Raw genomic sequence first — 25396 nt, 5'->3', positions numbered from 1 at the left:
TCCTTATTATGGAATGTGCCTAATAAAATTACTGGATTGGAAAATCAACTACAATGATGTCGTCAATGACTCCATCCAATGATTTAACAAAATTTTGGTGAGCTGGATGAGGACCATACTTATCTAAAGCTTTTTTATCTTCAAAAGTCACTCGTAATCCCAATGTATATCCTTGTCCTCTTTGCTTTTCCTTGGTAACATTTCTACCTGCTGTCAACTCAATAATTCCAGGTATTTCTCCCTTTAGAGCTTTAAGTTTTCTTAACAATTCTTCTTCTTTCATTTGGGTTAAGCTGCCGTTAAATTTAAAAAACACCATATGTTCATACATTGTTTATCATCCTCTTCAAATTAATATAACAACGATTCCTTAAATAGTTTCTATAAAAGAGAACTAATCCCTGCTTTTTATTTTTGTATATTTTTACTAAATAAGGAAATATTAAAAACACCTTAAGAGAGTGGGTGTTTAAAATTTTCAAATACTACATAAAACAATTTAAGGATATAAATAAATTTAACTCTTGGCAACTTATCGACAAAGCAAAATTCATGGCGGTAACTAATGTAATTATCATTGCCATAGCAATGTCTATCCCCTCAAGTAAATTGTTTGACACGGTTTTTGCGATTTTCTTTTTAACTTCATTGTCCTTTTTCATTTATATCGTTAGTAAGATAATGATTTCAAAAGTATTTAAAGTCTTTTTTATACAATATTATCAAGAGAAAAAGAAATTTCTTATGAACGAAATTGATCAAATGACAAAGGATGAATTCAAAGAGCTATTGTATCATTTGTTTGCTCAACAAGGGTACCATGTCAACCTCACACCTAAATCTGGTGGAGCAGATTTATTATTACGAAAGGGAAATAACGTAATAGTAGTTTATACCATGCGAAAATCAGAAAATATTGATGCTTCAACAATTAAAGAAGTAGTCGGTGCTACTGGGTTCTACAAGGCTAACAAAAAGTGGATAGTAACCAATAGATATTATCGTAGTGATGCAATTGTCCAAGCAAACACAAATAAAGTTAAACTAATAAATCGAGATGATTTATTACTAATGCTAAAAGACTATCATAGACCCGGGATCAAGAAGAAAAATAAACTAGAAACAGTAGGTAAAATCAAAAAATAAGAATTTAACAAAACAAAAGAGCATTCGCCTTCGAAATAAGAAAAACACTTATTCTTTAGAAGACAAAAACAAAGTATCTCTTATCAGTGAGAGATGCTTTGTTTTAATTGTCAACGACAATTGTTATAATTCACAATTTCGTCATAACTTTTCATCCTAAATGTGAAGTATTGAACAATATACTTTTCATACTTATTAAACGTGTTATTATATAAATATAGAAAGACAACAAACAAGAATTCTTGAATGTGAAATGATGAACAAAACAAAATATAAATTGGGAGTGGATGAACATGTTTGAACTTTTAAGAAAAAATAATATTGTAGCTGGAGTATTAGCAATTATTCGTATCTATCTTGGGTATTCTTGGATCACAGGTGGTTGGGGTAAAATAACTGGTGGCGGTTTTGACGCAAGTGGATTTTTAAATGGTGCAATCGCTAATTCAACTGGAGATCACCCAGCCGTTCAAGGTTGGTGGGCAGCATTTTTAGAAAACGTTGCACTACCGAACGCTAGTCTTTTCTCTTTCTTAGTTATGTGGGGTGAGGTACTTGTTGGTATTGCGTTAATCGTTGGTCTATTCACTAACTTTGCTGTCTTGATGGGCTTAGTAATGAACTTCTCTTTCGTGTTCAGTGGAACAGTTAGCACAAACGGTCAAATGATTTTACTAGGAATCTTGGTTCTCGTAGCTGGAGCTAATGCAGGGAAATATGGTTTAGATAGATATGCAATGCCATACCTAAAGACTTTATTTGCAAAAAGAACAAACAAAGAATTTCAGAAACCTGTTGAAGTTTAACAATTAGCTAAAACGTACAGCTTATCTTAAGCTGTACGTTTTTTATTCTAAATAAAAACAGCACAAAAAAAGGAACAATTACCTTCTTCCGTAATTGTCCTTCTTTGTAATAGATTATTTAATTGCGGTACTAACTTTAAGCTTCTTGCCCTTAATTGGCGTCTTCTCCATTGCTTGTAGGACTAACGATCCTTTACCATTAAGAATGTCAACATATGAAAAATTATCTTGAATCGTGATGATTCCAATATCATCAGCTGTAACCCCAGGAATGTTTGTAATTGTTCCAACGAAATCTAGAGCCCTGATTTTTTTCTTTTTTCCACCACTGAAATGAAGTTTCGTTATATCTTGGTTTATTCGTGCTGTTTTATTATTTTTCACTACTCGGCGACCACTAATTTTCTCATCAAAGGCATATTGTCCACTAGCGACCTCTTGCTTACTTGGAGCTTCCTTTGTAGGTATCTCGAAGCCAATGTATCTTTCAATCGCTCTTCGGTATTTTCCTTCGTTAGGTGTCGCAAATGTAATTGCCTTTCCTTTATTACCAGCACGACCGGTTCTTCCTGTTCGGTGGACATAGCTCTCTTTTTCCATCGGTACATCGTAGTTAATAACTAGTGTTACATTATCAATATCAATCCCTCGCGCTGCAACATCAGTTGCTACAAGGTAACGGAAATTCCCCGTTTTGAATCCATCCATAACTGCAAATCGATCTTCCTGCTCTAATCCACCATGGAGCCTCTCACAAGAATAATTCGCTTCTTCTAATTCGGCAAAAATTGTATCAACGTGTTCTTTCGTTCGGCAAAAGATCATGCAGCTGTCAGGGTTTTCAACAACTGTTACGTCCTTAAGCAAAGTGATTTTTTCTTGTTCTTTCACTTCGATTAGGCGATGTTCAGTTGTATTCGTTGTAATCCCTGTTTCAGCAATTTCGATATTGGTCGGACTCTCCATGTACCTATGACAAAGACTTTCAACATCTTTAGGCAAAGTTGCCGAAAATACCATCGTTATTCTATTTGAAGGAAGTTGTTTGATGATTGCTTCTACCTTTTTGATGAAACCCATGTTAAGCATTTCATCCGCTTCATCAATAACTAGATACTTTATTTTGTCTAAATTTAATGTTTCTCTTTCAATATGGTCCATTACTCGTCCAGGTGTGCCAACAACTACATGTGTTTTTTGCTTCAATTCTTCTTTTTGTTTAGTAAAAGGCTCTTTTCCATAAACCGCCATCGCTTTGATTCGTTTAAATCTTCCTATATTCGTAATATCTTCTCGAACCTGAACAGCTAGCTCTCTTGTTGGGGTCAGAATTAATGTCTGCGGCTTCTTTTCCTCCCATTCCATCATTTCGCAGATAGGGATACCAAAGGATGCAGTCTTACCACTGCCTGTTTGTGATTTTACTACAAGGTCTTGTTTTTTCATTGCTCTTGGAATTACTTCGTGTTGAACTTCTGTTGGCGTTTCGTATTTTAACACAGCAAGTGCTCTTGTAATTTCATCACTCAAATTATAATCGTTAAAACTTATTTCCCTCATGTACTAACCTCGCTTTTTGTATTATCTGATTTATGTATAGGATTATCTTATGAGAATTATCGTATGCAAAATCTGAAGTAAGTTCATTATAACTGAAATGTACGATGTTAGGTGAATTGTTAATAAATTTAACCTTTAACCAATCAATTTCATACAATAATACTAATTTTTGAAAGTTGTCATCCGCATAAGGTAATTATGAAATTGATTCAAACATCTGCCTTTACACATGAATAACCTGAGCCATTGATTTTCTCGGACTCAGGTTATTTTTAAGAACATACTATGATTTATCCATCTAAATCCATTTTATGAAACAGAAGTAACGGCATTTTAAATACATATGCGGTTGCAATAAATACACCTAACGCCATCCCAATAATCACAATAAAACTACTAATTGATAGACCACCGATTCCTGGAATTACATTGGCAATATTGCATCCAGGTGCCATTCGTGATGCGATCCCCATCAGCAATCCTCCACCAATAGCATATGGCAATCTTACAAGCTTTGGCTTTCTAATTTTAAAGCTTTTACTTAATAGTGCTGATACAAAAGCACCAAATATCATAAAAATAATAAGCGTTTCTTCTGGTCCTAGCCCAATTGAAGGGAAGTCAGCAAACATACTGTTTAAATAAGCGTTTTGGTAGATAAAATCATCACCAAAAACAAAAGATAACAGTACACTAGCAATTCTTGTTTCAGGACCTGTAATACTAATGGAAGAAATAACAACAAATTGTATTGTTGCGATAATCCCTATTAATACAGCAACCATGCGAATATCCCAGTGGCTTTTGGTAAGCGGATTTCCTCTAAAATCTTTAAAGGACTCCTTTACTCCCTGCCCTAATTCCTTCCAACCAAATTGACGGACAGCTATTAGTAGCATTAATCCAACAACCAATATAGGAATTAATAAAAATGGCAGGTTTAATTGGTACAGGCTAAAACCTTGTTCTGTAAGTAGCAGAGGTTCAAAAAAATAACCTTCCACCCAAGGATCATAAACAAGTGCAAACAGTATATTTCCGACCATCATCGAAGCAATAACAATCCAAAACTGGATATACCCCATACCAGCACGATAAAGGGCACCAGATGCACAACTTCCTGCGATTGTCATACCAATTCCAAATATAACTCCGCCAATCAGATTGGAAAAACCGATTGGAACTGTCCAAACTTCACCTACTGTCTGGAGTCCAAGGGTTAGCACAAGTCCCCAGCCAATCATTGCTGTCGCGATTAACACAAGAACCCCTTTACCAATTCGACTATCACGAACACTAATCCAATCACGAATGGATGCTGTGAAGCAAAAATCAGCTTTTTGTAAAAGAAAGCCGTAGAGAAAGCCAAAAATTCCAGCAAGTATAAACATATCTAATATAAAACCCATGTTAATCTAACCCTTCGTCTTTACAACTTTTTCAAGAAGATTTTATACTCGCCACTTTGTGATAAGACACCTAATACTTCGGCAATTTTATTCATCTTCACAGCTGCTGGTATTGTCTTTGTTGCGATTGAATGATCTGTTTCTTCCATAACGATTTCACCTGTTTTTGCCTTTTTTAAAGCTTTTAACGCAATATTTAACGTGTGTGGACAAACTTCTCCGATTCCGTCCACGATATGATCTGGTTTTAGTATTGCTAATTCCTCATTACTTAAAGTCATTTTAAAAATCCTCCTTAATTAGTCAATTTCATAATCCTCAAACTATATGCGGATGACAATTGCTACATATGGTAATTATGAAATTGATTCTAATAAATATCTTTTACATCCTTCACAATATTTTCTTCGCCGACTTCAATAACCTCATCCCATTCAAGCATGCCGCCACTGAAGTTTTTCACATTGTCAATTTCGTTCATCTTGAAAAATTTCGATGTTTCCTGACTCCGTCTGCCACTACGACAAACAAGTACATATGCGCGGTCTTTCTCAAATTCATCAATTACGTCAATAATTTCACTCATTGGAATGAGTGGTAATCCTGGAATGTGAGCTGCCACATACTCCTCATGTTCCCTGATATCAATTACAATTGTTTCATTGTCTTTCAACGTTTCTTTTAGCTCTTTAACATCAATTTGAGTAATGCCTTCAATTTCAAATGCCATAATAATCACCTAGTTTTCTATATTTGTCGTTGGTGTGTTTCCATACTCAGCCCATGAACCTTCATACGGTTTAATAGAATCATAGCCTAATAATCTAAGTGTGAAATACGTATGTGCACCACGTACGTTTGTTTGACAATAAGGAATAATCGTCATATCTTTCGTTACACCTTTATCTTCATATAATGCTGTTAAATCTTCGAGTGATTTAAATGATGGTACACCATCTACTTCTGTAATAGCTTCGCTCCACTCAATGTGGACAGCATTTGGAATATGACCGCCACGTTCTGCACGCACATCTTCTCCAGAATATTCATCTTCTGATCTAGTATCTAAAATAATTGTATTCTCATTATCTGTTGAAGCTTGTAAGGTTTCTAAATCACAGACTAAATCCTCATTAATAGTAGCAACAAAATCACCTTCGACCGTTTCAGGTACTTCTGTGGATACATCTTTCCCTGAATTTAGCCAGGCTGTAAAACCACCATTGATTATTTTTAAATTTTGATGACCATAATATTCTAGTGCATAAAATAAACGGGCCGCAGTTAAACTTGAACCGTCATCATATAAGACAACCGTTTCATCCTGATTAATTCCAATTTCCTGCATCTTAGTTGCAAACGGATCAGCAGGTAATAATACCCCGTCAAATGCGCTGTCAGGGTCAACAATTTCAGAGGAAGAAAACTGTATTGCCCCAGGAATATGACCACCTTCATAGCCTTCACGACGTAAATCAATGAACTGGACATTCTCGTCATCCAAATGATTGGCTACCCACTCTGTATCAACTAATAAATCAGCATTTGGATAACTATCTGCTGATGCTTCGTTTTCTCCTGTCGTATCTTCAGCCGTTTCAGTTTGGTCCTGACCACAGCCCGCTAAAAATAGTGTTAGGATAATAGCTATTAAAAATAAACCACTTTTTTTCAACTTTACTTCCTCCTCGAGATGTATTATAGTTTTGATGTATAATAATAATACATTTAATCCGATAAGATTACAAGGGTTTAAAAGAACATCCGGAGGTCATAATTTATGAATAAACTTTACACCGTGATCATCATCATGATTATCCTATTACTATCAGGATGTGCAATGATTTCAAAGGAAGAAGCTCAAATGAGGGAAGATGCTGGCCAATTAACTAAAGTGCAATTTTATGTTCCAAGTGAGAATGAAGATAAAATAAGTATTATTGATATTCAACAAAGCCAACCAGTAGGGACAATTGACACAGGTGAGAAACCAACAAATCTAGTATTTGATAGCACGATGAGAACCGCTTATGTAGCAAATCAGAACAGCGGAACCATTGGTGTTATTAATAGCCAAACGTTAGAACAAGAATCTGAAATTGAAGTTGGACCTCTACCACATGGTTTAGTATTAAGTAACGATAATAAAACCCTTTATGTAGCAACAGTTGGAGATCAGTTTATCGATGTGATTGACACTGAAAAACAAGAAGTTGTTAATAGGATTGACCTTGGTGAAAATGCAAGATCAAATTATCCCTTGCTATCCGGAGATAAACTTTATATCACTGACCATGAAAATGATAGAGTTTATGTCATCGATACCGAAAGTCAATCAGTTATTGATACGATAGAAACTGGTCAAACACCACGTGTTCTCAGGTCAAATACTGATGGTACCAAACTTTATGTCGCAGCAAGTCAGTCTAACCAAGTGGAAGTATATGATGCATTGTCCTATGAGCAGCTTTCAATTATTAAGCTTAACGGGAATGCGACTGATGTTGTAATTTCTGAAGATGAGAGCATAGCCGTTGTCTCTGAGCTTGAAACTAATCAAGTGGAAATTGTTGATTTACAGACTAGTGAAGTAATAAAGACCATCCCAGACTTGGCTGGTGCTAAGCACCTATCTTTTAACCGTAAAGAAACAAAGGCCTACGTAACATTAAGTGGTACCAATGAAGTAGCAGTTATTGATATGGAAACAGAAGAATTAGTTGAGAGAATAAAAGTTGGAGATGCACCACATGGAATAGAAATTAAGGCCTTACCAGGAATAGGTGGTAGTTGTTAAGACTAATATTACCAAGCTACTAGTTTAAGCATTCCTTCCAGAAAATAATAAGATCAGGCTAATCCCTTTGTAAGGGGTTAGCCTGATCTTATTATTACAACCAATTAAAATTATTTCAGCTTTTCTGGCAAGGAAAGAATGGACTCTATCAACGTGTTTAGTTTTCCTTCCACTCGGTGTAACAAATAAAAGGTTACCGCAACAGGGAATCCGACGTCAGTGATTAATGCCACCCATGTTTCCTCCAACTTATGTCCTCCTTTCTTTTTATGATTTGGAAAAGGGAGCGACTATGCGCTCCCTCAAATTACACCTCGATATCAAAAACATTACGTTCAACGATTCGGGCACTCTTTTTGCTAACTAAATCACCACCAGATGAGTAGAAAGCATTTTGAGCAATGATTTCATCCATCGCTTGTTCGACTGCTACTGGATCAGCAGGTTCAATCGGACTATCTAATGTGATTGTCACTAATTTGTCTGTTTCATTTATGAATTTAAGTTCTAATGTTTTCACAACATTTCCCTCCTTTCTTTATAATTTAAACTGAATTATTCTTCTGTAACTAGTTCGGTATCGTTCCGTTTAATTGAGTAAAGTGTCTTTTGTTGTAATGCTACTAATGCAACGGTAATTGCTAGTAGTTGATCTGGAGTTGCTGAAGTTTTTATATTGTTAAAGCTTTTGTGCTTAACAATCACTCTACCTGTATTTGTAACGCCATCTTCAAATCCTAATTGTAGACGAGAATCTATTAACTGTGCTACTGCCATCTTACCTCACCTCCTTTTCATGTCTATAATCGATGAGAAGGGATGATTTGGTGTCTGTTAAATGGAGAATTAGGAAGATTGTAGCTCGGTATTAAAATAGAGCATTGTTTATTCAAGGTTTCCCCACCTTGAATTCTTATCTATTGACTCTATACAGATTTGTAAAAATATATACTAAAACAAGGAAATTAAAGAAGAATAACTAAATCTTTAGTCTCCCTCTTCTTTTTCAATGTCAAAATAGTGTACCTTTTTAGTCAATCTAGTTGCTATTCATTAGCTGTTTAAATCTTTATAATAAAATAATGAAAGCGATTACAAAAAGGTGGTGTAAAGATAATGAAAACAACTTTTGACAAGAGCACTAATTCTGAAACGGTTATAAAGACAAAAATGAAATCAATAACGAAGACCCAAAAAAGGATGAGGAAAATCCTGTCTTATGCTGCTTTTGTTGGACCAGCACTATTATTTTTCATTATCATTCAAATTATTCCTTTCTTCATGGGGGTTTACTATTCCTTTACTTCTTGGAATGGAGTTAGTTCTGCTGTTGAATGGGTAGGTTTTGATAATTACAAACAGATATTTACTAATGATGAACGCTATTATGATTCCTTTATTTTTACAACGAAATTTATGTTTGCTGCAGTTGTCATTAGCAACATAATTGGCTTCTCCTTCGCTTTAATCTTGGATGCAGCTCTGAAAACAAAAAATGTACTAAGAACTGTATTTTTTCTCCCTAACGTTATTGGAGGTCTACTATTAGGTTTTATCTGGCAATTCATTTTTGTCCGGGGGTTTGCAGCAGTTGGAGAAATTACAAACATTGGTTTCTTCCAATTACCTTGGCTTGGAGATGCAACAACTGCATTTTGGGGAATTGTTATCGTATTTGCATGGCAAATCAGTGGATATATGATGGTGATTTATATTGCTGCCTTACAAGGAATCGACACTTCTCTAATTGAAGCCGCAAAAATTGATGGTGCGAACTTATACCAAATGTTAACTAAAATCATTGTCCCCTTAATATTACCTGCCTTTACGATATGTTTTTTCTTAACAATTTCAATGGCATTTAAAATATTTGATTTAAACTTATCTCTAACTGGCGGTGGTCCATTCAACTCGACTCAATCTGTTGCCATCAATATCTATCAGGAAGCCTTTACTCTTAATAACTATGGCGTTGGATCCACAAAAGCTATTATATTCTTTGTTATTGTAGCAGTCTTTACAACTGTTCAAGTTATGTTAACGAAGAAAAAGGAGGTAGAAGCATAATGAGAGGAAAATATACTAAAAAGACATTCGCCCTTGAAATCTTTGCTATTTTACTGGCGTTAGTCTTCCTAGTACCGTTTTACTTTGTCATTGTTAACTCATTAAAAAGCTTTCCTGAAATTCTAGTGGATGCTGCCGCTTTACCTAGTAAACTACTGTTCTCTAACTACCGAGAGGTATGGGATATACTTAATTTCCCTAGGGTATTTGTTAATTCAATTGTTATTACTGTTTTCAGCAATATTGGCATTGTAATTATTAGTTCCATGGCTGCTTGGAAAATGGTTCGTTCGCCAGGAAATTTCAGCAAAATACTATTTGTCTTTTTTGTATCAGCTATGGTTATACCCTTTCAAACAGTGATGATTCCCCTTGTTAAACTCGGAGGACTACTTGGAATTATGAATAGTATTCCAGGAATTATCGTCATGTACTTTGGCTTTGGAGTACCGCTCTCTTTATTTTTGTATCACGGTTTCGTGAAATCAGTACCTATTGAAATCGAGGAAGCGGCAAAAATAGATGGATGTTCTCAGTTTCGTGTTTTTTGGAAAATTGTTTTCCCATTACTAAAACCAATAACTGTAACAGTTATTATTTTAAATACGTTATGGATCTGGAATGATTACTTGTTACCTTTACTTGTCTTACAAGATGCATCTTTAAGAACGATTCCATTAGCCACAAGTTCATTTTTTGCTCAGTACACAAAACAGTGGGATATGGGCCTAGCAGCATTAGTAATGGGTATAACCCCAATTATTATCTTTTTCTTATTTCTGCAAAAACATATTATTAAGGGTATTGCTTCAGGTTCTATTAAGTAACTTTATTGGTTTCAATCTTTTGTAGCCTTATGCTGCAAAAATGAAATAGAGTAAGATAACAATATAGGAATAGGGAGGTCATTATGTATGAAAAAAATATTCATGATTATTGCAATGTTGTTGGTTTTAGGTATTTTTGTAGGATGTTCAGCTGACGATGTAGATAGTACAACTGAAAATACAGATACTGAAACTGAAAAGACTGATTCCAGCGAAGATACAGACAGCACCGACGCCGAGAAGGAGGAAGTAACCCTAGATTTCTTCCAATTTAAAGTGGAAATCGCTGATCAATTACGAGCTATGTTAGATGAATTTGAATCAGAGTACCCACATATTACAGTAAATCTCGAAACAGTAGGTGGTGGAGCTGATTATGGAGCTGCACTAAAAGCGAAATTTGCTTCTGGGGAAAAGCCTGACATCTTTAACAACGGTGGATTTAATGAATTGGACTTATGGTTAGAGCATTTAGCTGACCTTTCGGATGAGCAATGGGTTGACAATTTACTTCCAATTGGTAAGGTACCAATGACTGGTGAAGATGGAAAACTTTATGGAATGCCAGTTAACCTTGAAGGTTACGGTTTTATTTATAACAAGGAATTATTCGCAGAAGCCGGAATCACAGAACCACCAGTAACATTTACAGACCTCCTTGCTGCTGCTAAGAAACTTGAAGAAGCTGGAATTACAGCATTCTCGGCTGGATATGCAGAATGGTGGGTTATCGGACAACATTTATTAAATATTCCTTATGCTCAACAGGATGACGCTGTCGCATTTATTGAAGGTTTATCTGAGGGATCAGAGTCCTTTATTAGTAATCCAAAATTTGAAGAATTCAAAAAGGTCATTGACATGGAAATCGAATTTGGAAATGATAATCCATTAACAACAGACTACAATACACAAGTAACTCAATTTGCGTCTGGTCAAACAGCGATGCTTCAACAAGGTAACTGGACAGAAAATATGATCTATGAAGTCAATCCAGACATTGATATGGCGTTCTTACCAATTCCATTAAATGATGACGCCAATGCAGACCGTTTACCAGTAGGTGTCCCAAATAACTGGGCTCTTCATAAAAACTCTGAGAATCTTGAGGAAGCAAAGTTACTTCTTGACTGGATGGTATCCTCTGAAACTGGTAAACGTTACATGACAGAAGAGTTTGCATTCATTCCAGCATTTGATAACATCGAGCCTTCAGGTTTAGGGGCATTGGGTGAATCAATTCTCGAGTACTCCGTTGAGGATAAAACCATACCTTGGACATGGTTTAGATGGCCAGACGGTGCGAACCAAGAATTTGCTGCCTTTATTCAAGAGTACGTAGCAGGACAAATTGATTATGACCAGTTACTTGAAAAGTTTCAATCTACTTGGGATAACTTAAAATAAAAATATACGAAGATACTCACAACTATAATCTTCCAAGTATTACAGCTTATTTTTGAATATCAATATACTAGGAAGCATGCTCTATACAGGAGCATGCTTTCTATCTTATACTGAGCATATAAATGAAAATTCAAATTGGTAGCGTTCTCTTCTCTTCCCACTACTTTGCAGATGAAAAATCGGATTTTTACTGCTGTTAGTGCCTTATAAATAATACCGGAGGCGATCTTCAATTGTTTAAAAATAGCATTCGAAATAAATTGATCGTCATACTATTATTAATTACGGTTATCCCTTTTGGAACCTCCATTTTTGTTACATTCCTTTACACGAAAGAATCATTAAAGGAGCAATCTGTCCAAGAAAATATTAACCTTCTATATCAAGGTAAGATTAATGTAGAAACTTATCTTAAAGAATTGAATAACCTTGTCCTATCCAATTATAACAATCAAGAATACATACACTACTTACGAACAGCTAATTCCACAAACAACTCTTCATCAATGAAATCTGTAAACCAAGTTTTACAATCTACTTTATATGGAAATGACAGTGTACAGAAAGTCTCCATGTCCATTGTGGGTAATAATAGATTAGTAACCACATCTAAACAGTCCACCATTATTTACTCTGAGCATGCTGGTAATATCAATACCGATAATTATAAGGTTGCAAGAGAAAGTGACTATAACCTTCACTTGGAATTATTACCTAGTGAAAATAAATTTATACTGCATCGTGCATATAAAAACGTACCCTCAGACGAAGTTCTCGCCTATTTTTCCATGGAAATTAAACTAGAAAAGATAAATCAACTAAGTCAAAACCTCTATATTCACGGGACAGAAGAATTTTATATACTCACACCGGAAGGGCAGTTCGTATTTAGTTCTGAACCATTTAGTCCTTCTAGTATGGAAGTTCCTTGGAAAGAGGAATTAATTAACGCAACTGAAGAAAACGGTCAACTGGAGTGGAATGATTCCTCTTTTCAAGGTGTGATGGTCTTTGACAAGATTTCTCAGGCTCAAGGTGGGTGGGTAATAGTAAAACGGCTACCTTTTACCACCTTATACGAGAGCGCCTACAGGGTTGCTACGATAAATATTGTTTTTGGTATTCTTGGTTTATCTCTTGTTATTTTTGCATCTATTTTAGTTTCATTCAAAATATCTAAGCCAATTAGGGTACTCGTTCAAAACATTAAACAAATTGAGAAAGGAAATATGAAAGTCCAATTTTCATCTCTAGGCAACGATGAGATAGGTATTTTAGGTCACAGATTTAAAATGATGGTAGAAAGACTTAATGATTACATTAATAGGGAATACAAACTTGAATTAGAAAATAAAACAAACCAATTAAAGGTATTACAATCACAGGTGAATCCTCACTTCTTATACAATACCTTACAATCTATCGGTACAATGGCACTTAAAAGTAATGCACCTGACATATATTCTTCATTGACCCACCTATCACAAATAATGAGATATAACATGAATATGGAGGAAAATATTGTTCCTTTAGTAAAAGAAATTAATTATACAAAATCTTACATGCTACTACTAAAGCAACGTTTTGGGGACGATTTATTCTACGAATTAAATGTTAATGAGGAAACCCTTGACGTGAACGTGCCGAAAATGATTTTACAACCAATTATTGAGAACTATTTTAAGCACGGCTTCCATGCTAGAGATTCTATCGGAAAAATAAATTTAGAGTGCAAGAAAAGTAATGATTATTTGTATATAAATATCTATGATAATGGTGTTGGTATGACAGAAGCAAGATTGAATGACATTCGCCAAGATTTATATTCAGATAAAAATAGCAACACTAACAACCACCATATTGGATTAAGAAATGTCCATAGACGGCTAAAACTCTATTATTCTGATCAAGCTACTCTAGAACTTGAAAATCGATCTGAGGGCGGCCTGCAAGTATCAATGAGGCTTCCACTAGGGATGGAGGATGGAATATATGAAGGCAATCATTATTGATGATGAAATACATGTAAGAGAAGGATTAATTCTATTAGCTGAATGGGAAAATTTTGGAATTACCACTATTTTAGAGGCAGCAGATGGCCTGGAAGCGATAAAGCTGATTCGAGAGCACGAGCCAGAGATTATATTCACCGACATGAACATGCCCAAATGCGATGGAATCGAACTAATCAAATGGATTCGTACAGAAAATATTAATTCAAAAACAATTGCTGTAAGTGGATACGATGATTTTAAGTATATGAAAAATGCTATTATGTATGGCGTTTTTGATTATTTATTAAAACCCATTCATAAAAATGACCTGAACGAAACCTTAATGAAGGCTGTAGAAGAATGGAAAAAGAAAAATAGCCTTCGATTGTTCAATAAATCAAACGATCAAGTAGTTTGGGATCATCTTCTTTCTGATGTATTAGACAAACCAAAGCTTACTATTCCAATAATAGAAGATATTGAAAAAGAATATCACCTGGATGTCTCCCATGAACCGTTTACAGTTGCCTTACTATCTATTAGAATGCACCGCACCAAAAAAGACCAAGAGAATATGGGGGTAGTTTTTTCTTCCATTCTATCTATATGTAACGAAGCAATAAGTAGGTATAAAAAGGGGATTGCTTTTCGGAACATGAATAAAGAGGATGAAATTGTTTTACTTTTATGGAAGCTGAACGACGAACATTATGTTATAAATCAAATTATTTCACAAATAAAACAGGCAACAAACCTACATTGTACGATAGCTTTAGGTCAGCAATTTTTGCAGCTCGTTGACGCCTATCAATCAGCACGACAAATATATGATAAACACAATTTAATAGAAATGAATTCACAAACTATTTTATCAACAATTCCAAAAAATGACCAAAAGCATATAAAACATCTCCTCGACTACTCTGAAGAAATTAAGTGGGCTATTCAAAGTGGCAGTATGGAACAACTAGATAAGGTTTTGAAGCAAATTTATGTCTCTTCTGAAAAGAATGAAATTTTCACTATGGAACAGCTAGAATTATGGGAATCACAATTTGATATACTGAAAAAACACTGGCTGAAAGAGTATGAAATAAATAAGCACAGCGATTTATACAAAGGTAATGATTACTGGGATGATCATGGATGTTTTGATTTCACTCGATTCCAAGAAGAGAAAAGAAAAGAATTTAATGGATTATTGGAAATGATATTTCAGGTTAATTTCAAGAAAGAAAAAAACAGCGTTCTGCTAATTGAAGAGTATCTGAGAAACAATTATCAAAAGGATATAACACTAAGTGATATTTCTGAACAATTTTATTTAAGTCGAGAGTATATTTCAAGAAAATTCAAACAACAATTCAATAAAACTATTACAGACTATGTCACAGCATTAAGGATTGAGAAAGCTAAGGAGCTGTTGGAGAATCCTTATTTAAAAGTATATGAAATTGCAAGCTCCGTTGGCTATCTAAACGATAAGTATTTTATTAAAGTTTTTAAAAAAACAGTGGGAATTACCCCAAAAGAGTTCCAAAAAGAATACGTTGTTAAACGAATGAACGTCTAAAATACAAAGTGCCAGTTACCTATCTATAGACGTTTGTACATAGATAGATAGGTAACTCACCCTGATTGCTTTCTATGAATTTCTAGAAAAATCTATAATCATTTCATGCGCTTTTTGTACTTCCTCATCAGGTACAATTAGATACCATATACCACCGATGTACGCACCATCACCATTCAACTGATAAGTATCGGTATTTTCTCTGGCACCACGATAGTCAGTTACTAATGTACTCATATCGGAAAAGTCCATGTTTGTGCTGACATTATCGCCTAACACATTCATTATTTCATTGATTTTACTTACTCCACTAAAACTAGCACCTCTACTGATGACACCCTCAATTACTTGGCGTTGCCTTTCATTACGTCCAATATCCCCTTGAGGATCTTCTTTTCTCATTCTAACAAAGGCCAATGCTTCTCTTCCATCAAGTTCTAGTTCACCCTTTGGAAATTCGAAACTACCATTTGTAAAAGCAAGATTATTATTTACTGTAACACCATCCACTGCATCTACTAGTTGTTGAAGTCCTTCCATGTTCACTCTTGCAAAGTAGTCAATTTCGATGTCAAGAAAATTTTCAACTGTATCAACCGACATATTACTGCCACCGAAAGCATATGAATGATTAATTTTATCTACGGTCCCGTGACCGATAATCTCAGTTCGCGTATCCCTCGGAATACTTACCATTTGCATACGATCATTTTGCGGATCTAATGTCATAACAATCATCGTGTCCGAACGACCTTTGTCATTTTCTCGTTCATCCACACCCAACAATAGTATGTTTAGGGGTTCTTTTCTGTCTGCTTTTTCCTTTGTCAAATCATTATCGATAGAAGTTACTGATTCATGTACATCGTTATCAACTGTGCTTTTCACATTATGATAGATAGAATAAAGATAAGCTCCTCCCCCTAATATAAAAAATGCAACAATCAATAATGTTATTTTCCACCAACTTTTTTTCTTTTTTTCCTTTTTCTTATGCTCTTTTCGATTCATACGTCCACCTCATTAAAATTAAGTAAATGCTACTCCTGATAGTATTTTCTAAGGGATATACTATCAAACAAATCAAATTTCACTCATGCAATTGTCCACAGCTTGATTATGATTGTAATGTTGATTATCACTAGTTAACCAAGCGACTTAAAGCTTGTTTTACATTAGACATCGTATCTAAAGAAGTTACATCGAGACGAGCTTCTACTGATTTCCTAGCAAGTTCAGGTCTTAATCCCGTATATACTAGAGAAATCCCTAATAATTTTATAATTGAGTCGATCTTATAGATGAAATTGACAACAATTTCATCTATATTATAAATTCCTGAAACATCTATTATTATATAATCCAGATTGTAATCTTGTAATTTTCGAGGAATGATTTCTAAAAGCTCTCTTGTTCTACATTCGTTAAGGTCCCCAATAAGTGGGATAACAGCAATCCCGTCATATACAGGAACAATAGGTGTCGCTACCTCACTCATTACTTGCTCAAGCTTTGATTCAGCTTCTCTTCTAGGTGTTATATCCCGAATAATAGATTGAATAGCTTTTGTTTCACCATATATAACTGGATGACAATAAAGCTCTACGTCAACGATAGTTCCATCAGTTCGGTAGATAGATGTTTCGATTAGCTCGCCAACTGATCTATCTTTTGATCCTTTGCGTATTCTTCCCACAATAAATTCGCGATATTGCTCTGTAAATACATCAACTACATTAGCTCCAATTAATTCATTTTTGCTTGCTCTTAGGAAATTAGCACCAGCTTCATTTATGTATAATACTTTTTGATTACAGTGAATAATTGTTGTCTCAAATGAATATTCAACTACTTGACGATATAATTCTTCTTTTTCTACAGTTTTCAAGCTGTTATTAAAGCTTTTTTCCAATTTTGCCACCCTCCTCATCAAGTACATGAAAGAATATACATTAAATGATACACCTTTTCTATTTTGTAATAAAGGGTTACTTTAGATCTACTTGCTCTTTCCCTCTATTTTTCTATGTTTATAATCTCACTTACGAGGGCGTAAAAAGACCTGACCCCGAACAAATAATTGTTACATGGTCAGGTCTTTTATTTTATTTTTCTGTTTTCCAAAACAATGCAAGCGTTCCTTCTCCTGCATGAACAGCTATAGAAGAACTGATTTCTCCAAAGACAATATCAACGCCTGGAATCTCTCGCTCAATCCTTTTCTTCAATTCAGTTGCTTTTTCTAACACATTACCATGCATAATCCCTACTTGTTTCACATTGGATTCTTCGCATGATTTTTTGAATAAATCTATTATCTTATTGGTCGCTTTCTTCTCTGAACGGACCCGCTCAAACATACCAAGCTCCCCTTCAGAATTAATACTAAGAATTGGCTTAATTTGTAGAACATTACCGAGTAAGAACTGGGCGCCTGACATTCTACCACCTCTATATAATTGCTCTAAGCTACCTAACAAAACCAAATTCTTAGATTTAGTTACTTCATCTCTAAGTTGATTGGCTATTTCCTTTATATCAACGTCTTGTTCTGCCAGTAAAATCCCTTTATCGAGAAGTGAGGTAATCCCGTGCGATATCGATAAGGAATCTATAATTTCCACATTAAAGCCAGCATGATCTTTTCCAGCACCAGAACTTGCAACTGTCCCACTTAATTTATTAGAAACATGAATGGCTATCGCATGATCATAGTCTATTTTCAGCTTTTCATATAGCTCTTGAAACTTACCAACTGATGGTTGAGAGGTTTTGGGAACATCTTTATTGTTACGAATCAGGTCATATAACTGTTCAGAGGATAGATCAATTCCATCTTCATATTCCCGTTCCTCTGAAATAACCACAATTGGCACCACATAAACGTCAGGATGCGCAAGCAATTCTTCAGTTAAATAAGCTGTACTATCTGTAACAAAAGCAACTCTTTTCTCTGCCATGTTTTTTCCTCCTCCTGAAATGAATCCGATTACTTTTTATTATACAGCGGATAATGAATAATACCAAGTATTAATATCAGGTGCTAAAAACAACATAGAACGAGCCTAATAAACTTCAATTTATTTACAATTATTACAATTTAATTTATACTTACTAGAAAACTGAGGTGATATGATTGGCGGTAGTTACAGTAGATTTTGATGGCACACTCTATCAGGGTAATTCCTTTAAGGTCATGTTTCAAATTGGTAAGAAGAGATTTACCATGAAAGAGTGGGGAGTTCTTTTCGTAGGACTGATTAAATCTTTAGGTTTAGGTCTTGTAAAAGGAAAAAATGCTTTCAAACACCAGTTTTTCAAGGCCTTTGCTAAGACATTCAAAGGGAAAACAAGTACAGAATTAGACGTATTTTTCCAAGATCTAGTCAATATCGGAAAAAAGGACGTCCACCAAGATCTCTTACTCCAAATCCAGAAACATCAAGAAAATGGGGATACAGTTATTATGGTATCAGGTGCTCTGCATCCATTTTTAGAAGCCTTCACAAAAGAACTTCAATTAGACGTGCATGTCATTAGTACCGAATTATTATTTGATCAAGATTCACTTTGCACTGGGGAAATTGGTGTGATTATTAATGGTGAGGAAAAAGTAACCAAAGTTCAACAATGGGTTGAACAGGAAAAATCCCTTTCAGATCAACCTATGGAAATCTGGGCTTATGCAGATAGCGAAAGTGATATTCCATTACTGAATTACGTGAATTATCCGATTGTTGTTAATCCAGACCACGAAATGAAAGTCATTGCCGATAGAAACAAATGGCCCATTTTCGCTTCTTAAAAACACTAAAACATGAAACAAGGAGCTTGTAATTACAAGCTCCTTGTTTCTGCAAATATATGACTAGCAATACATTCAGTAGTGAAATCACCATCACTAATTCACACATACTAGGCTGACTTTTAATTGATAGAATTCACTTTTGTTTCGTACTTCAAACCTAATCCATCTTCTATAATGACACGAAGTTCAACATTGTCCCCATGTTCTCCTATCTCTTTTCCAAGGCTTAGGGATTGATGGTAGGTAATGTTCTCACCTTTTGAATTGGAATGGAAATTTCGATTTTCTTTTAATAAATCTAATTCTTTTAATAGCTCTCCCTTTGCATAAAGAAAGGCTTTCGCACTTTTTATTTTAAAATCATCACTATTTTGAGCAAGCATAAATTCATGGTCTAAACGATTATGTATGTTTATATCCAATGTAAACTGTTCATGACCACTTGGATGTAAAAAAGCGTCTGTAATGATTCGATTATCCAACTGCTCCTTAAATTTTAACTCTAGTAAATCCTCACTTCTCTTTCCGTCGTCAGAAGTTGCTATTACTTGTGTTTGATAGTTTCCCTCCAAAGGGAATGTCCGGCTGGTTGAATAGTTTAGTCCATTATTATTTTTGACGTCAAGCTCCGTCCATTCATTCGTACTATCTTCACGATACAAAAATGATATTTCCTCTTGATCAAGTAAATCCCGTAAACTCCATTCCAGGGTTACGTCAATTGTATTTTTCTCTATATCAACTGCTGTTATTTGATATTCTTTTTCTGATATCCAGAGTTGTTCTTGTAAAAATTCGTCCATTTGCATATGTACTTCTCGGGATATACTTTGAACAGAACTATTCACATTTTGGATTTCATGTTGCATATTATCGATCGTATGCATTCGATTTTCTAGATTACTTATTTTGATGTAGCTTACAAGGCTAATAATAATTAGAGTCGCAAATACGATACTAAGACTAATATTTCGTTTCGACATTTTTTTCACTCCTCTTGAAAACAATATCTTTACCCCAGTTAAACTCTATATCTATGTATTTCACCTCAAATAATCCTATCAACTTCAACATATTACTACAAGATATCTGCTACCTCTCCTGAGCATGAGAAAAACAATTAATCAGTATTCATTTAGAATTAGAAAAGAAAGTTAACTAAAAAGTCAGTCAAATTTCAATCGATTGACAAATAATATTTAATAAGGATAATGGGATGTTACTCATCTAATTAAAACATTAGCAAGGAGCAGTATAATGAATAGATATTGGATATATGTTGTAATAGCTGCGTTATTTGAAATATTTTGGGTTGCTGGCCTTAAACATTCAACAAGTGGATTGGAATGGGGATTGACTATTCTAGCAATCATTACCACATTTACTATTCTTCCAGTTACCGCTAAATACTTACCGATAGGAACTGTTTATGCAGTTTTTGCAGGACTTGGGACCGCCGGAACTGTATTAATGGAAATTATTGTATATGGAGAGCCTTTCAATCTGTTAAAAGTTCTATTAATTGGAATCCTATTAATCGGGGTAATTGGTTTGAAATTAGTATCCGGTGAGCCTGAGAAAAGTAAAGGTGGTGCCTAAATGGATTGGTTTGCAATTATTGTAGCAGGTATTTTTGAGGTCATTGGAGTTATAAATATAAAGCGTTTAGCAATGAAAAAAAAGAATGCTGCCTTTTACCTCGTTACTACTTTTGGTGGGAGTCTCTTTCTTTTATCTTATGCCATGCAAACATTACCAATGGGTACTGTTTACGGTATCTGGACGGGTATTGGTACTGTCGGGTCGACGGTTTTGGGCATGTTATTGTACGGAGAACCTAGAGAGTGGAAAAGACTTTTGTTTATTGCAATGATACTCTCCTCTGCTGTAGGTCTCAAATTAATCTCATAATCAAAAAAATAATGTTTACAGTGAAAGGCAGTGGAATCAAACTTTGATTCCACTGCCTTTCATGAGTTTCATTTATTACTTCACTTTAGCCCCCATCTCAACAGCTAACATGACGATTGATTTGTTCAATTTCCAAACATAATAAAGATGGTGAATTAAATCAGGCTGAGACTCTTGTCCACGAGGGGCAAGGCGTTCAATTCGTTCTCTTTGTGCTGTTAAACTATAGACAATACCATAACTTTCCGTGCTAGTAATCAATTTGCTTAACAAATTAATGTTGTGATTCAATTGTTTTTCTATCTTTCTAAAATCCCCTTCTAACTCCTCTGGATATTCAAATTCTTTTTGATAGGAGGAAGCAACTAAATGCTTTGCATAATAATTAATTGCAGTAAATATTGTTATCCAATGGGCAAGCTCAGAATAACTAAGAGCACCTGGCCTCCTAAGAAGAGATTGAGCTGCATCCTTTATTAAATAAAGTTTTTGATCCAAATCAAAGGCATTTCCTGAAAGACGCTTTACATCCACATCTTCTCTAAAACTTCTTAAGTAGTCGTGAACATACGGATTCAGTTTAGTTAAATAATCAATAAAATTGTCAGAAACCTTCTCCGTTGTCTTTTTCGGAAAAACAAGTGCAGAAGCACCAAGAGCAATTCCAGCACCAACAATCGTGTCAATCACACGAGCAGCTAATAGTTGATAACTAATTCCGCCAAGTAAAATATCATACATAAACGCAATCAAAATTGTTATAAATAAACTCATTATCGTGTAGGATACTGTTAAAAAGTAAAACGCTAAAAACACAACTGCAAATAATAATGTTATTTGTATTTCCGTGTGGCCGGATATAATCTTTGCAAGTAAAAATCCTAAAATCGCACCAAATATCGTTCCTAGTGATCGTTGAAAACCCTTAATATAAGTTCGACCAACGGATTCTGTTCCTAGTAAAACAATAAAAGCAGTTAGAATAACCCAGTATGGCTGAATAGGTGAAATAATATAGCCAACAAAAATGGATAACGAACCGGCAACTAAAGCTTGATATGCCTTTCTTGTTGTCGGCTTCAAGCCTTTATCATTTTCCTCAGAAACCTCATTTCCTCCAAGTTCCTCCATATTTGATTCAACCATTTCGCCTACACTAAGGGACTGTTGAATACTTACCGCACTTTTAATAACATGATTGGCAATAGATTCTATTCGTCGAATTAAATATAGCCAATTTCTTGTTTTACTTGTATCTGCTTGAAGTTCTGTTAAGACAAGGCGGAGTCCTTGTACTGCTGTTTCAGCATCTTTTAAATTCTGTTTTTTATAGCTTGAGGCAAGCACCTCAGCATCGCGAACTGTTTTAACTACCCATGCCAGTAAGCGTCTCAATTCCTTCGTTTCTAGTGCATCTGCTGTTTTTAATTTTTCAAACGAATTTGTCAGTGTCTCGATAAGCATCGCTGTATCAAAAAGATACAGTCGTAACTGTGAGACGCCAAGACCTGGCCAAATCAATTGCACATCTTGTTCCGTTAGATCGTTTGAAACATTTCTCGCATATTCATTTAATTTGTGAACATTTTTTTCAAGGTTAGTTTTTCGTTTCTGACTCCTTGCTGGATCTTGGATCATTTCAATCAATATGTTAAGCGTAAGATTGGCTTGGATGTGATAGGACTGCATACTTCTTCTTAGCATGTGAGCAGAGTCTTTAAAAATGATAAAATTATACAAATAAGCAAAAAACACACCAAGTGCAATACCTAAATAAAACCATAAAAACTGATCTGGTGAAAGCTTTAAAACTGAAGCAATATAAGCCATCATAAAGCTAATCATACCAAGAGTGAAGTAACGAGATCCAAATCGTGAAAAATAAAAGGCACTAAACATAATAAGAACCATTAATGTTCCAATATAATAAGGGTTTTCTGCTAACATGGAGCCTAGCGTAAGTCCAATCGCCGCTGAAATACCTAATAATAAAGTAGTTCCTTTTTTTTCTTTTTTTCTTTCATCAGTAACAGCCATAATTCCAAACAAACCGATCATTCCGGCCACTATTGCAGGAGTAAATAATTCAAACCCTGAAATAGTCAAAATAAACAGCATGGAAAAAACTGATGATATCAAACTCATCGTTGCTTTTCCTGCTTGTTGAAACCTTTTTCTACCTGGATCAGACGCAACAAGTCTGCCAAGCCAGTGATACTTCATATGTAGTTGTTTCATTAATTTTATCAACCTTTTCAAAAACTTCATATAACGATCGAATAGAATAGTATCTTAGCCTATACTGAACGCTAATTCAAGTAGCGTCTACTATATTTCCCCCTTACCAATCGTCACTAAACAAGTTGTTTCCATCTATAGACAACATTTGATTTTAACACAACTAATTTCACTTAAAACCTATGTTTTTTAACTTGTCAAGAATATTTTTTAATCTTCACTAACTTGTCATAAATTTATTGCCTAATTGTGAAATTATGAACAAACTTATTTTATATACTTTTTATACATGTTAATATATAAATATAGAAAGACAACAAACAAGAATTCTTGAAGTTTTATATGTGAAATGATGAACAAATAAATTATAAATTGGGAGTGGATGAACATGTTTGAATTTTTAAGAAGAAATACTATTGTAGCTGGAGTATTAGCAATTATTCGTATCTATCTTGGGTATTCTTGGATTACAGGTGGTTGGGGTAAAATAACTGGTGGCGGTTTTGATGCAAGTGGATTCCTACACGGCGCCATCGCACAATCTACTGGAGATCACCCAGCCGTTCAAGGTTGGTGGGCAGCATTTTTAGAAAACGTCGCTTTACCAAATGCAGGACTATTTTCTTTCCTTGTTATGTGGGGTGAAGTACTTGTGGGTATCGCGCTAGTTCTTGGTCTATTTACTAACTTCGCTGCATTAATGGGGATTACAATGAATTTTGCATTCTTGTTCAGTGGAACAGTTAGCACAAACGGACAAATGATTTTACTAACAATCTTCTTACTAGTTGCTGGAGCAAATGCTGGAAAATACGGTTTAGATAGATATGCAATGCCTTACCTTAAAACGTTACTTGCTAAGAAAACGAATAAAGAGGTTAGAAAAACTGCAGAAGTTTAAAATTAAGCGTACAGCCATTATGGTTGTACGCTTTTTTATACATGTAACATTTAAGGCTGTTCCGCTAAAATTTTTGGACTCTCTTCTCTTTTAAATGCCATAAAATTGCAAGGGTACCTTCACCTGCATGAACAGCTAATGAAGAATTAACTTCACCAATTACAACATCAATCTCGGGTATTACTTTTTTAATTCTTTGTTTTAATGACTCTGCTTTATCTAAGACATTCCCGTGCATAATTTGAACTTGTTTAACAATGTTTTCTTCGGATGATTGCTTCAATAAGCCTACTATTCTATTTACCGCTTTCTTTTCTGAGCGGACCCGCTCAAACAGTCCTAGATTCCCTTCTGAATTAACGCTGAGAATTGGTTTAATTTTCAGGAAATTGCCTAGCAAAAACTGAATTCCAGACATTCTTCCACCTTTATACAATTGCTCTAAGCTATCTAACAAAATTAGGTTTCTTGACCGGCTTGCTTCTTCTCTTAGTTGATTAGCGATTTCCTTTACTTCAACATCTTGATTTACTAATTCTAGCCCTTTATCAATAAGTGTTGTAATCGCATAGGATAGGGATAATGAATCAACCACTTCTACATGAAAACCAACATGATTTTTTCCAGCGGTAGAGCTAGCTAAGGTACCACTTAACTTACTTGAAATATGAATAGCTATCGCATGATCATAATCCTTTTTCAGTTGCTCATATAACTTTTCAAACGTGCCTATAGACGGTTGAGAAGTCTTTGGAATTTCATTGTTACTTCGAATGATGTCATATAATTTTTCAGAAGATAAATTAACTCCATCTTCATATTGACAGCCTTCGGAAATAACAATAATAGGTACAACATAGACATCAGGATGCCTACGTAAGGATTCTGTTAAATAGACGGTACTGTCCGTTACAAATGCTATTTTCTTTCTATCCATCATATCCCCCGCTCC

General features: G+C 34.8%; 27 protein-coding genes. 12 read left to right on the top strand and 15 right to left on the bottom strand.

The annotated features are described in order from the left end of the window. Positions 1 to 28: 28 nt before the first annotated feature. Positions 29 to 331 (bottom strand): Dabb family protein, encoded by a 303-nt coding sequence (locus tag LD272_RS03110; protein WP_226035133.1) that lies wholly within the window; start codon positions 329 to 331, stop codon positions 29 to 31. Between the two features lie 134 nt (positions 332 to 465). Between LD272_RS03110 and LD272_RS21550 the strand changes: the two genes are divergently transcribed. Both LD272_RS21550 and LD272_RS03100 read left to right on the top strand, forming a co-directional pair. Further along, complete coding sequence (locus LD272_RS21550; RefSeq protein WP_226035132.1) at positions 466 to 1146, top strand: restriction endonuclease; 681 nt, start codon at positions 466 to 468, stop codon at positions 1144 to 1146. A 293-nt stretch (positions 1147 to 1439) separates the two neighbouring features. After that, positions 1440 to 1952: a DoxX family protein gene (locus LD272_RS03100; RefSeq protein WP_226035131.1), complete on the top strand. Its 513-nt coding sequence runs from the start codon at positions 1440 to 1442 to the stop codon at positions 1950 to 1952. A gap of 114 nt (positions 1953 to 2066) precedes the next feature. Here the strand turns inward: LD272_RS03100 and LD272_RS03095 are convergent, their stop codons facing one another. The 5 genes from LD272_RS03095 to LD272_RS03075 all read right to left on the bottom strand — a co-directional run bounded on the left by LD272_RS03095 (position 2067) and on the right by LD272_RS03075 (position 6596). Beyond that, positions 2067 to 3512, bottom strand: a complete 1446-nt coding sequence (locus LD272_RS03095) for a DEAD/DEAH box helicase (RefSeq protein ID WP_226035130.1) — start codon at positions 3510 to 3512, stop codon at positions 2067 to 2069. A gap of 290 nt (positions 3513 to 3802) precedes the next feature. Then, entirely contained in the window at positions 3803 to 4921 is a 1119-nt protein-coding gene (locus LD272_RS03090) for a YeeE/YedE family protein (protein WP_226035129.1), read from the bottom strand. Between the two features lie 20 nt (positions 4922 to 4941). Next, entirely contained in the window at positions 4942 to 5202 is a 261-nt protein-coding gene (locus tag LD272_RS03085) for a sulfurtransferase TusA family protein (RefSeq protein ID WP_226035128.1), read from the bottom strand. Positions 5203 to 5291: 89 nt separating this feature from the next. After that, positions 5292 to 5651 carry a rhodanese-like domain-containing protein gene (locus LD272_RS03080; RefSeq protein ID WP_226035127.1) on the bottom strand — a complete coding sequence of 120 codons (360 nt, stop codon included), beginning with the start codon at positions 5649 to 5651 and terminating at the stop codon, positions 5292 to 5294. Between the two features lie 9 nt (positions 5652 to 5660). Further along, a complete protein-coding gene (locus tag LD272_RS03075; RefSeq protein WP_226035126.1) occupies positions 5661 to 6596 on the bottom strand; it encodes a sulfurtransferase in 936 nt (311 codons plus the stop codon). Between the two features lie 105 nt (positions 6597 to 6701). Between LD272_RS03075 and LD272_RS03070 the strand changes: the two genes are divergently transcribed. Further along, the gene (locus LD272_RS03070) at positions 6702 to 7718 is read left to right on the top strand and encodes a YVTN family beta-propeller repeat protein (protein WP_226035125.1); all 1017 of its coding nucleotides are present in this window, start codon (positions 6702 to 6704) and stop codon (positions 7716 to 7718) included. Positions 7719 to 7828: 110 nt separating this feature from the next. Here the strand turns inward: LD272_RS03070 and LD272_RS03065 are convergent, their stop codons facing one another. From LD272_RS03065 to LD272_RS03055, 3 genes are read right to left on the bottom strand one after another with little or no spacing between them, the layout of a single operon-like run. Then, entirely contained in the window at positions 7829 to 7966 is a 138-nt protein-coding gene (locus tag LD272_RS03065; RefSeq protein ID WP_226035124.1) for a YvrJ family protein, read from the bottom strand. A 59-nt stretch (positions 7967 to 8025) separates the two neighbouring features. Further along, positions 8026 to 8238: a DUF2922 domain-containing protein gene (locus LD272_RS03060; RefSeq protein ID WP_226035123.1), complete on the bottom strand. Its 213-nt coding sequence runs from the start codon at positions 8236 to 8238 to the stop codon at positions 8026 to 8028. 35 nt (positions 8239 to 8273) lie between these two features. Beyond that, entirely contained in the window at positions 8274 to 8495 is a 222-nt protein-coding gene (locus tag LD272_RS03055; protein ID WP_226035122.1) for a DUF1659 domain-containing protein, read from the bottom strand. Between the two features lie 393 nt (positions 8496 to 8888). Here LD272_RS03055 and LD272_RS03050 point away from each other — a divergent pair, with 393 nt between their 5' ends. The 5 genes from LD272_RS03050 to LD272_RS03030 all read left to right on the top strand — a co-directional run bounded on the left by LD272_RS03050 (position 8889) and on the right by LD272_RS03030 (position 15586). Further along, complete coding sequence (locus LD272_RS03050) at positions 8889 to 9785, top strand: carbohydrate ABC transporter permease (RefSeq protein ID WP_226035308.1); 897 nt, start codon at positions 8889 to 8891, stop codon at positions 9783 to 9785. After that, positions 9785 to 10612, top strand: coding sequence for a carbohydrate ABC transporter permease (locus LD272_RS03045; protein WP_226035121.1), 828 nt, complete (start codon positions 9785 to 9787; stop codon positions 10610 to 10612). Before LD272_RS03050 ends, LD272_RS03045 begins: the two co-directional genes overlap by 1 nt. 87 nt (positions 10613 to 10699) lie before the next feature. Then, entirely contained in the window at positions 10700 to 12019 is a 1320-nt protein-coding gene (locus LD272_RS03040) for an ABC transporter substrate-binding protein (protein ID WP_226035120.1), read from the top strand. A 233-nt stretch (positions 12020 to 12252) separates the two neighbouring features. Then, positions 12253 to 14031, top strand: coding sequence for a sensor histidine kinase (locus tag LD272_RS03035; RefSeq protein ID WP_226035119.1), 1779 nt, complete (start codon positions 12253 to 12255; stop codon positions 14029 to 14031). Continuing rightward, positions 14012 to 15586, top strand: coding sequence for a response regulator (locus LD272_RS03030; RefSeq protein WP_226035118.1), 1575 nt, complete (start codon positions 14012 to 14014; stop codon positions 15584 to 15586). The genes LD272_RS03035 and LD272_RS03030 overlap by 20 nt, the downstream gene beginning before the upstream one ends. Positions 15587 to 15658: 72 nt before the next feature. On the opposite strand, the gene LD272_RS03025 is transcribed toward LD272_RS03030, so the two are convergent. From LD272_RS03025 to LD272_RS03015, 3 genes are all read right to left on the bottom strand, one after another. Next, positions 15659 to 16597, bottom strand: coding sequence for an LCP family glycopolymer transferase (locus LD272_RS03025; RefSeq protein ID WP_226035117.1), 939 nt, complete (start codon positions 16595 to 16597; stop codon positions 15659 to 15661). A gap of 130 nt (positions 16598 to 16727) precedes the next feature. Further along, entirely contained in the window at positions 16728 to 17498 is a 771-nt protein-coding gene (locus tag LD272_RS03020; protein ID WP_226035116.1) for a PAS domain S-box protein, read from the bottom strand. A 193-nt stretch (positions 17499 to 17691) separates the two neighbouring features. Continuing rightward, positions 17692 to 18546: a DegV family protein gene (locus LD272_RS03015; RefSeq protein ID WP_226035115.1), complete on the bottom strand. Its 855-nt coding sequence runs from the start codon at positions 18544 to 18546 to the stop codon at positions 17692 to 17694. Between the two features lie 176 nt (positions 18547 to 18722). Between LD272_RS03015 and LD272_RS03010 the strand changes: the two genes are divergently transcribed. Then, complete coding sequence (locus LD272_RS03010) at positions 18723 to 19391, top strand: HAD family hydrolase (RefSeq protein WP_226035114.1); 669 nt, start codon at positions 18723 to 18725, stop codon at positions 19389 to 19391. 122 nt (positions 19392 to 19513) lie between these two features. Here the strand turns inward: LD272_RS03010 and LD272_RS03005 are convergent, their stop codons facing one another. Further along, positions 19514 to 20377: a hypothetical protein gene (locus LD272_RS03005; RefSeq protein ID WP_226035113.1), complete on the bottom strand. Its 864-nt coding sequence runs from the start codon at positions 20375 to 20377 to the stop codon at positions 19514 to 19516. 274 nt (positions 20378 to 20651) lie between these two features. On the opposite strand from LD272_RS03005, the gene LD272_RS03000 reads away from it, so the two are divergent. Together LD272_RS03000 and LD272_RS02995 are read left to right on the top strand one after the other, a co-directional pair. After that, positions 20652 to 20993: a DMT family transporter gene (locus tag LD272_RS03000; protein WP_226035112.1), complete on the top strand. Its 342-nt coding sequence runs from the start codon at positions 20652 to 20654 to the stop codon at positions 20991 to 20993. Then, positions 20994 to 21305: a DMT family transporter gene (locus LD272_RS02995; protein ID WP_226035111.1), complete on the top strand. Its 312-nt coding sequence runs from the start codon at positions 20994 to 20996 to the stop codon at positions 21303 to 21305. It begins immediately after the preceding gene. A gap of 75 nt (positions 21306 to 21380) precedes the next feature. Here the strand turns inward: LD272_RS02995 and LD272_RS02990 are convergent, their stop codons facing one another. Further along, positions 21381 to 23543 carry an FUSC family protein gene (locus LD272_RS02990; protein WP_226035110.1) on the bottom strand — a complete coding sequence of 721 codons (2163 nt, stop codon included), beginning with the start codon at positions 23541 to 23543 and terminating at the stop codon, positions 21381 to 21383. A gap of 388 nt (positions 23544 to 23931) precedes the next feature. Here LD272_RS02990 and LD272_RS02985 point away from each other — a divergent pair, with 388 nt between their 5' ends. Further along, entirely contained in the window at positions 23932 to 24444 is a 513-nt protein-coding gene (locus LD272_RS02985; RefSeq protein ID WP_226035109.1) for a DoxX family protein, read from the top strand. A 64-nt stretch (positions 24445 to 24508) separates the two neighbouring features. Here LD272_RS02985 and LD272_RS02980 read toward each other — a convergent pair whose 3' ends face one another. Next, positions 24509 to 25384 carry a DegV family protein gene (locus LD272_RS02980; protein WP_369413919.1) on the bottom strand — a complete coding sequence of 292 codons (876 nt, stop codon included), beginning with the start codon at positions 25382 to 25384 and terminating at the stop codon, positions 24509 to 24511. Positions 25385 to 25396 lie beyond the last annotated feature (12 nt).

The organism is Aquibacillus saliphilus, from assembly GCF_020404745.1.
In the GTDB taxonomy this organism is placed as follows: Bacteria; Bacillota; Bacilli; order Bacillales; family Amphibacillaceae; genus Aquibacillus; species Aquibacillus saliphilus.
Note: the sequence above shows the minus strand (reverse complement) of the source record. Positions and strands in the feature narration are given on the sequence as shown.

Coding starts and splice junctions, on each gene's coding strand:
- LD272_RS03110 (WP_226035133.1), bottom strand. CDS start 331: ATGTATGAACATATGGTGTTTTTTAAATTTAACGGCAGCTTAACCCAA.
- LD272_RS03100 (WP_226035131.1), top strand. CDS start 1,440: ATGTTTGAACTTTTAAGAAAAAATAATATTGTAGCTGGAGTATTAGCA.
- LD272_RS03095 (WP_226035130.1), bottom strand. CDS start 3,512: ATGAGGGAAATAAGTTTTAACGATTATAATTTGAGTGATGAAATTACA.
- LD272_RS03090 (WP_226035129.1), bottom strand. CDS start 4,921: ATGGGTTTTATATTAGATATGTTTATACTTGCTGGAATTTTTGGCTTT.
- LD272_RS03085 (WP_226035128.1), bottom strand. CDS start 5,202: ATGACTTTAAGTAATGAGGAATTAGCAATACTAAAACCAGATCATATC.
- LD272_RS03080 (WP_226035127.1), bottom strand. CDS start 5,651: ATGGCATTTGAAATTGAAGGCATTACTCAAATTGATGTTAAAGAGCTA.
- LD272_RS03070 (WP_226035125.1), top strand. CDS start 6,702: ATGAATAAACTTTACACCGTGATCATCATCATGATTATCCTATTACTA.
- LD272_RS03055 (WP_226035122.1), bottom strand. CDS start 8,495: ATGGCAGTAGCACAGTTAATAGATTCTCGTCTACAATTAGGATTTGAA.
- LD272_RS03050 (WP_226035308.1), top strand. CDS start 8,889: ATGAAATCAATAACGAAGACCCAAAAAAGGATGAGGAAAATCCTGTCT.
- LD272_RS03045 (WP_226035121.1), top strand. CDS start 9,785: ATGAGAGGAAAATATACTAAAAAGACATTCGCCCTTGAAATCTTTGCT.
- LD272_RS03040 (WP_226035120.1), top strand. CDS start 10,700: ATGAAAAAAATATTCATGATTATTGCAATGTTGTTGGTTTTAGGTATT.
- LD272_RS03030 (WP_226035118.1), top strand. CDS start 14,012: ATGAAGGCAATCATTATTGATGATGAAATACATGTAAGAGAAGGATTA.
- LD272_RS03025 (WP_226035117.1), bottom strand. CDS start 16,597: ATGAATCGAAAAGAGCATAAGAAAAAGGAAAAAAAGAAAAAAAGTTGG.
- LD272_RS03015 (WP_226035115.1), bottom strand. CDS start 18,546: ATGGCAGAGAAAAGAGTTGCTTTTGTTACAGATAGTACAGCTTATTTA.
- LD272_RS03005 (WP_226035113.1), bottom strand. CDS start 20,377: ATGTCGAAACGAAATATTAGTCTTAGTATCGTATTTGCGACTCTAATT.
- LD272_RS03000 (WP_226035112.1), top strand. CDS start 20,652: ATGAATAGATATTGGATATATGTTGTAATAGCTGCGTTATTTGAAATA.
- LD272_RS02995 (WP_226035111.1), top strand. CDS start 20,994: ATGGATTGGTTTGCAATTATTGTAGCAGGTATTTTTGAGGTCATTGGA.
- LD272_RS02990 (WP_226035110.1), bottom strand. CDS start 23,543: ATGAAACAACTACATATGAAGTATCACTGGCTTGGCAGACTTGTTGCG.
- LD272_RS02985 (WP_226035109.1), top strand. CDS start 23,932: ATGTTTGAATTTTTAAGAAGAAATACTATTGTAGCTGGAGTATTAGCA.
- LD272_RS02980 (WP_369413919.1), bottom strand. CDS start 25,384: ATGATGGATAGAAAGAAAATAGCATTTGTAACGGACAGTACCGTCTAT.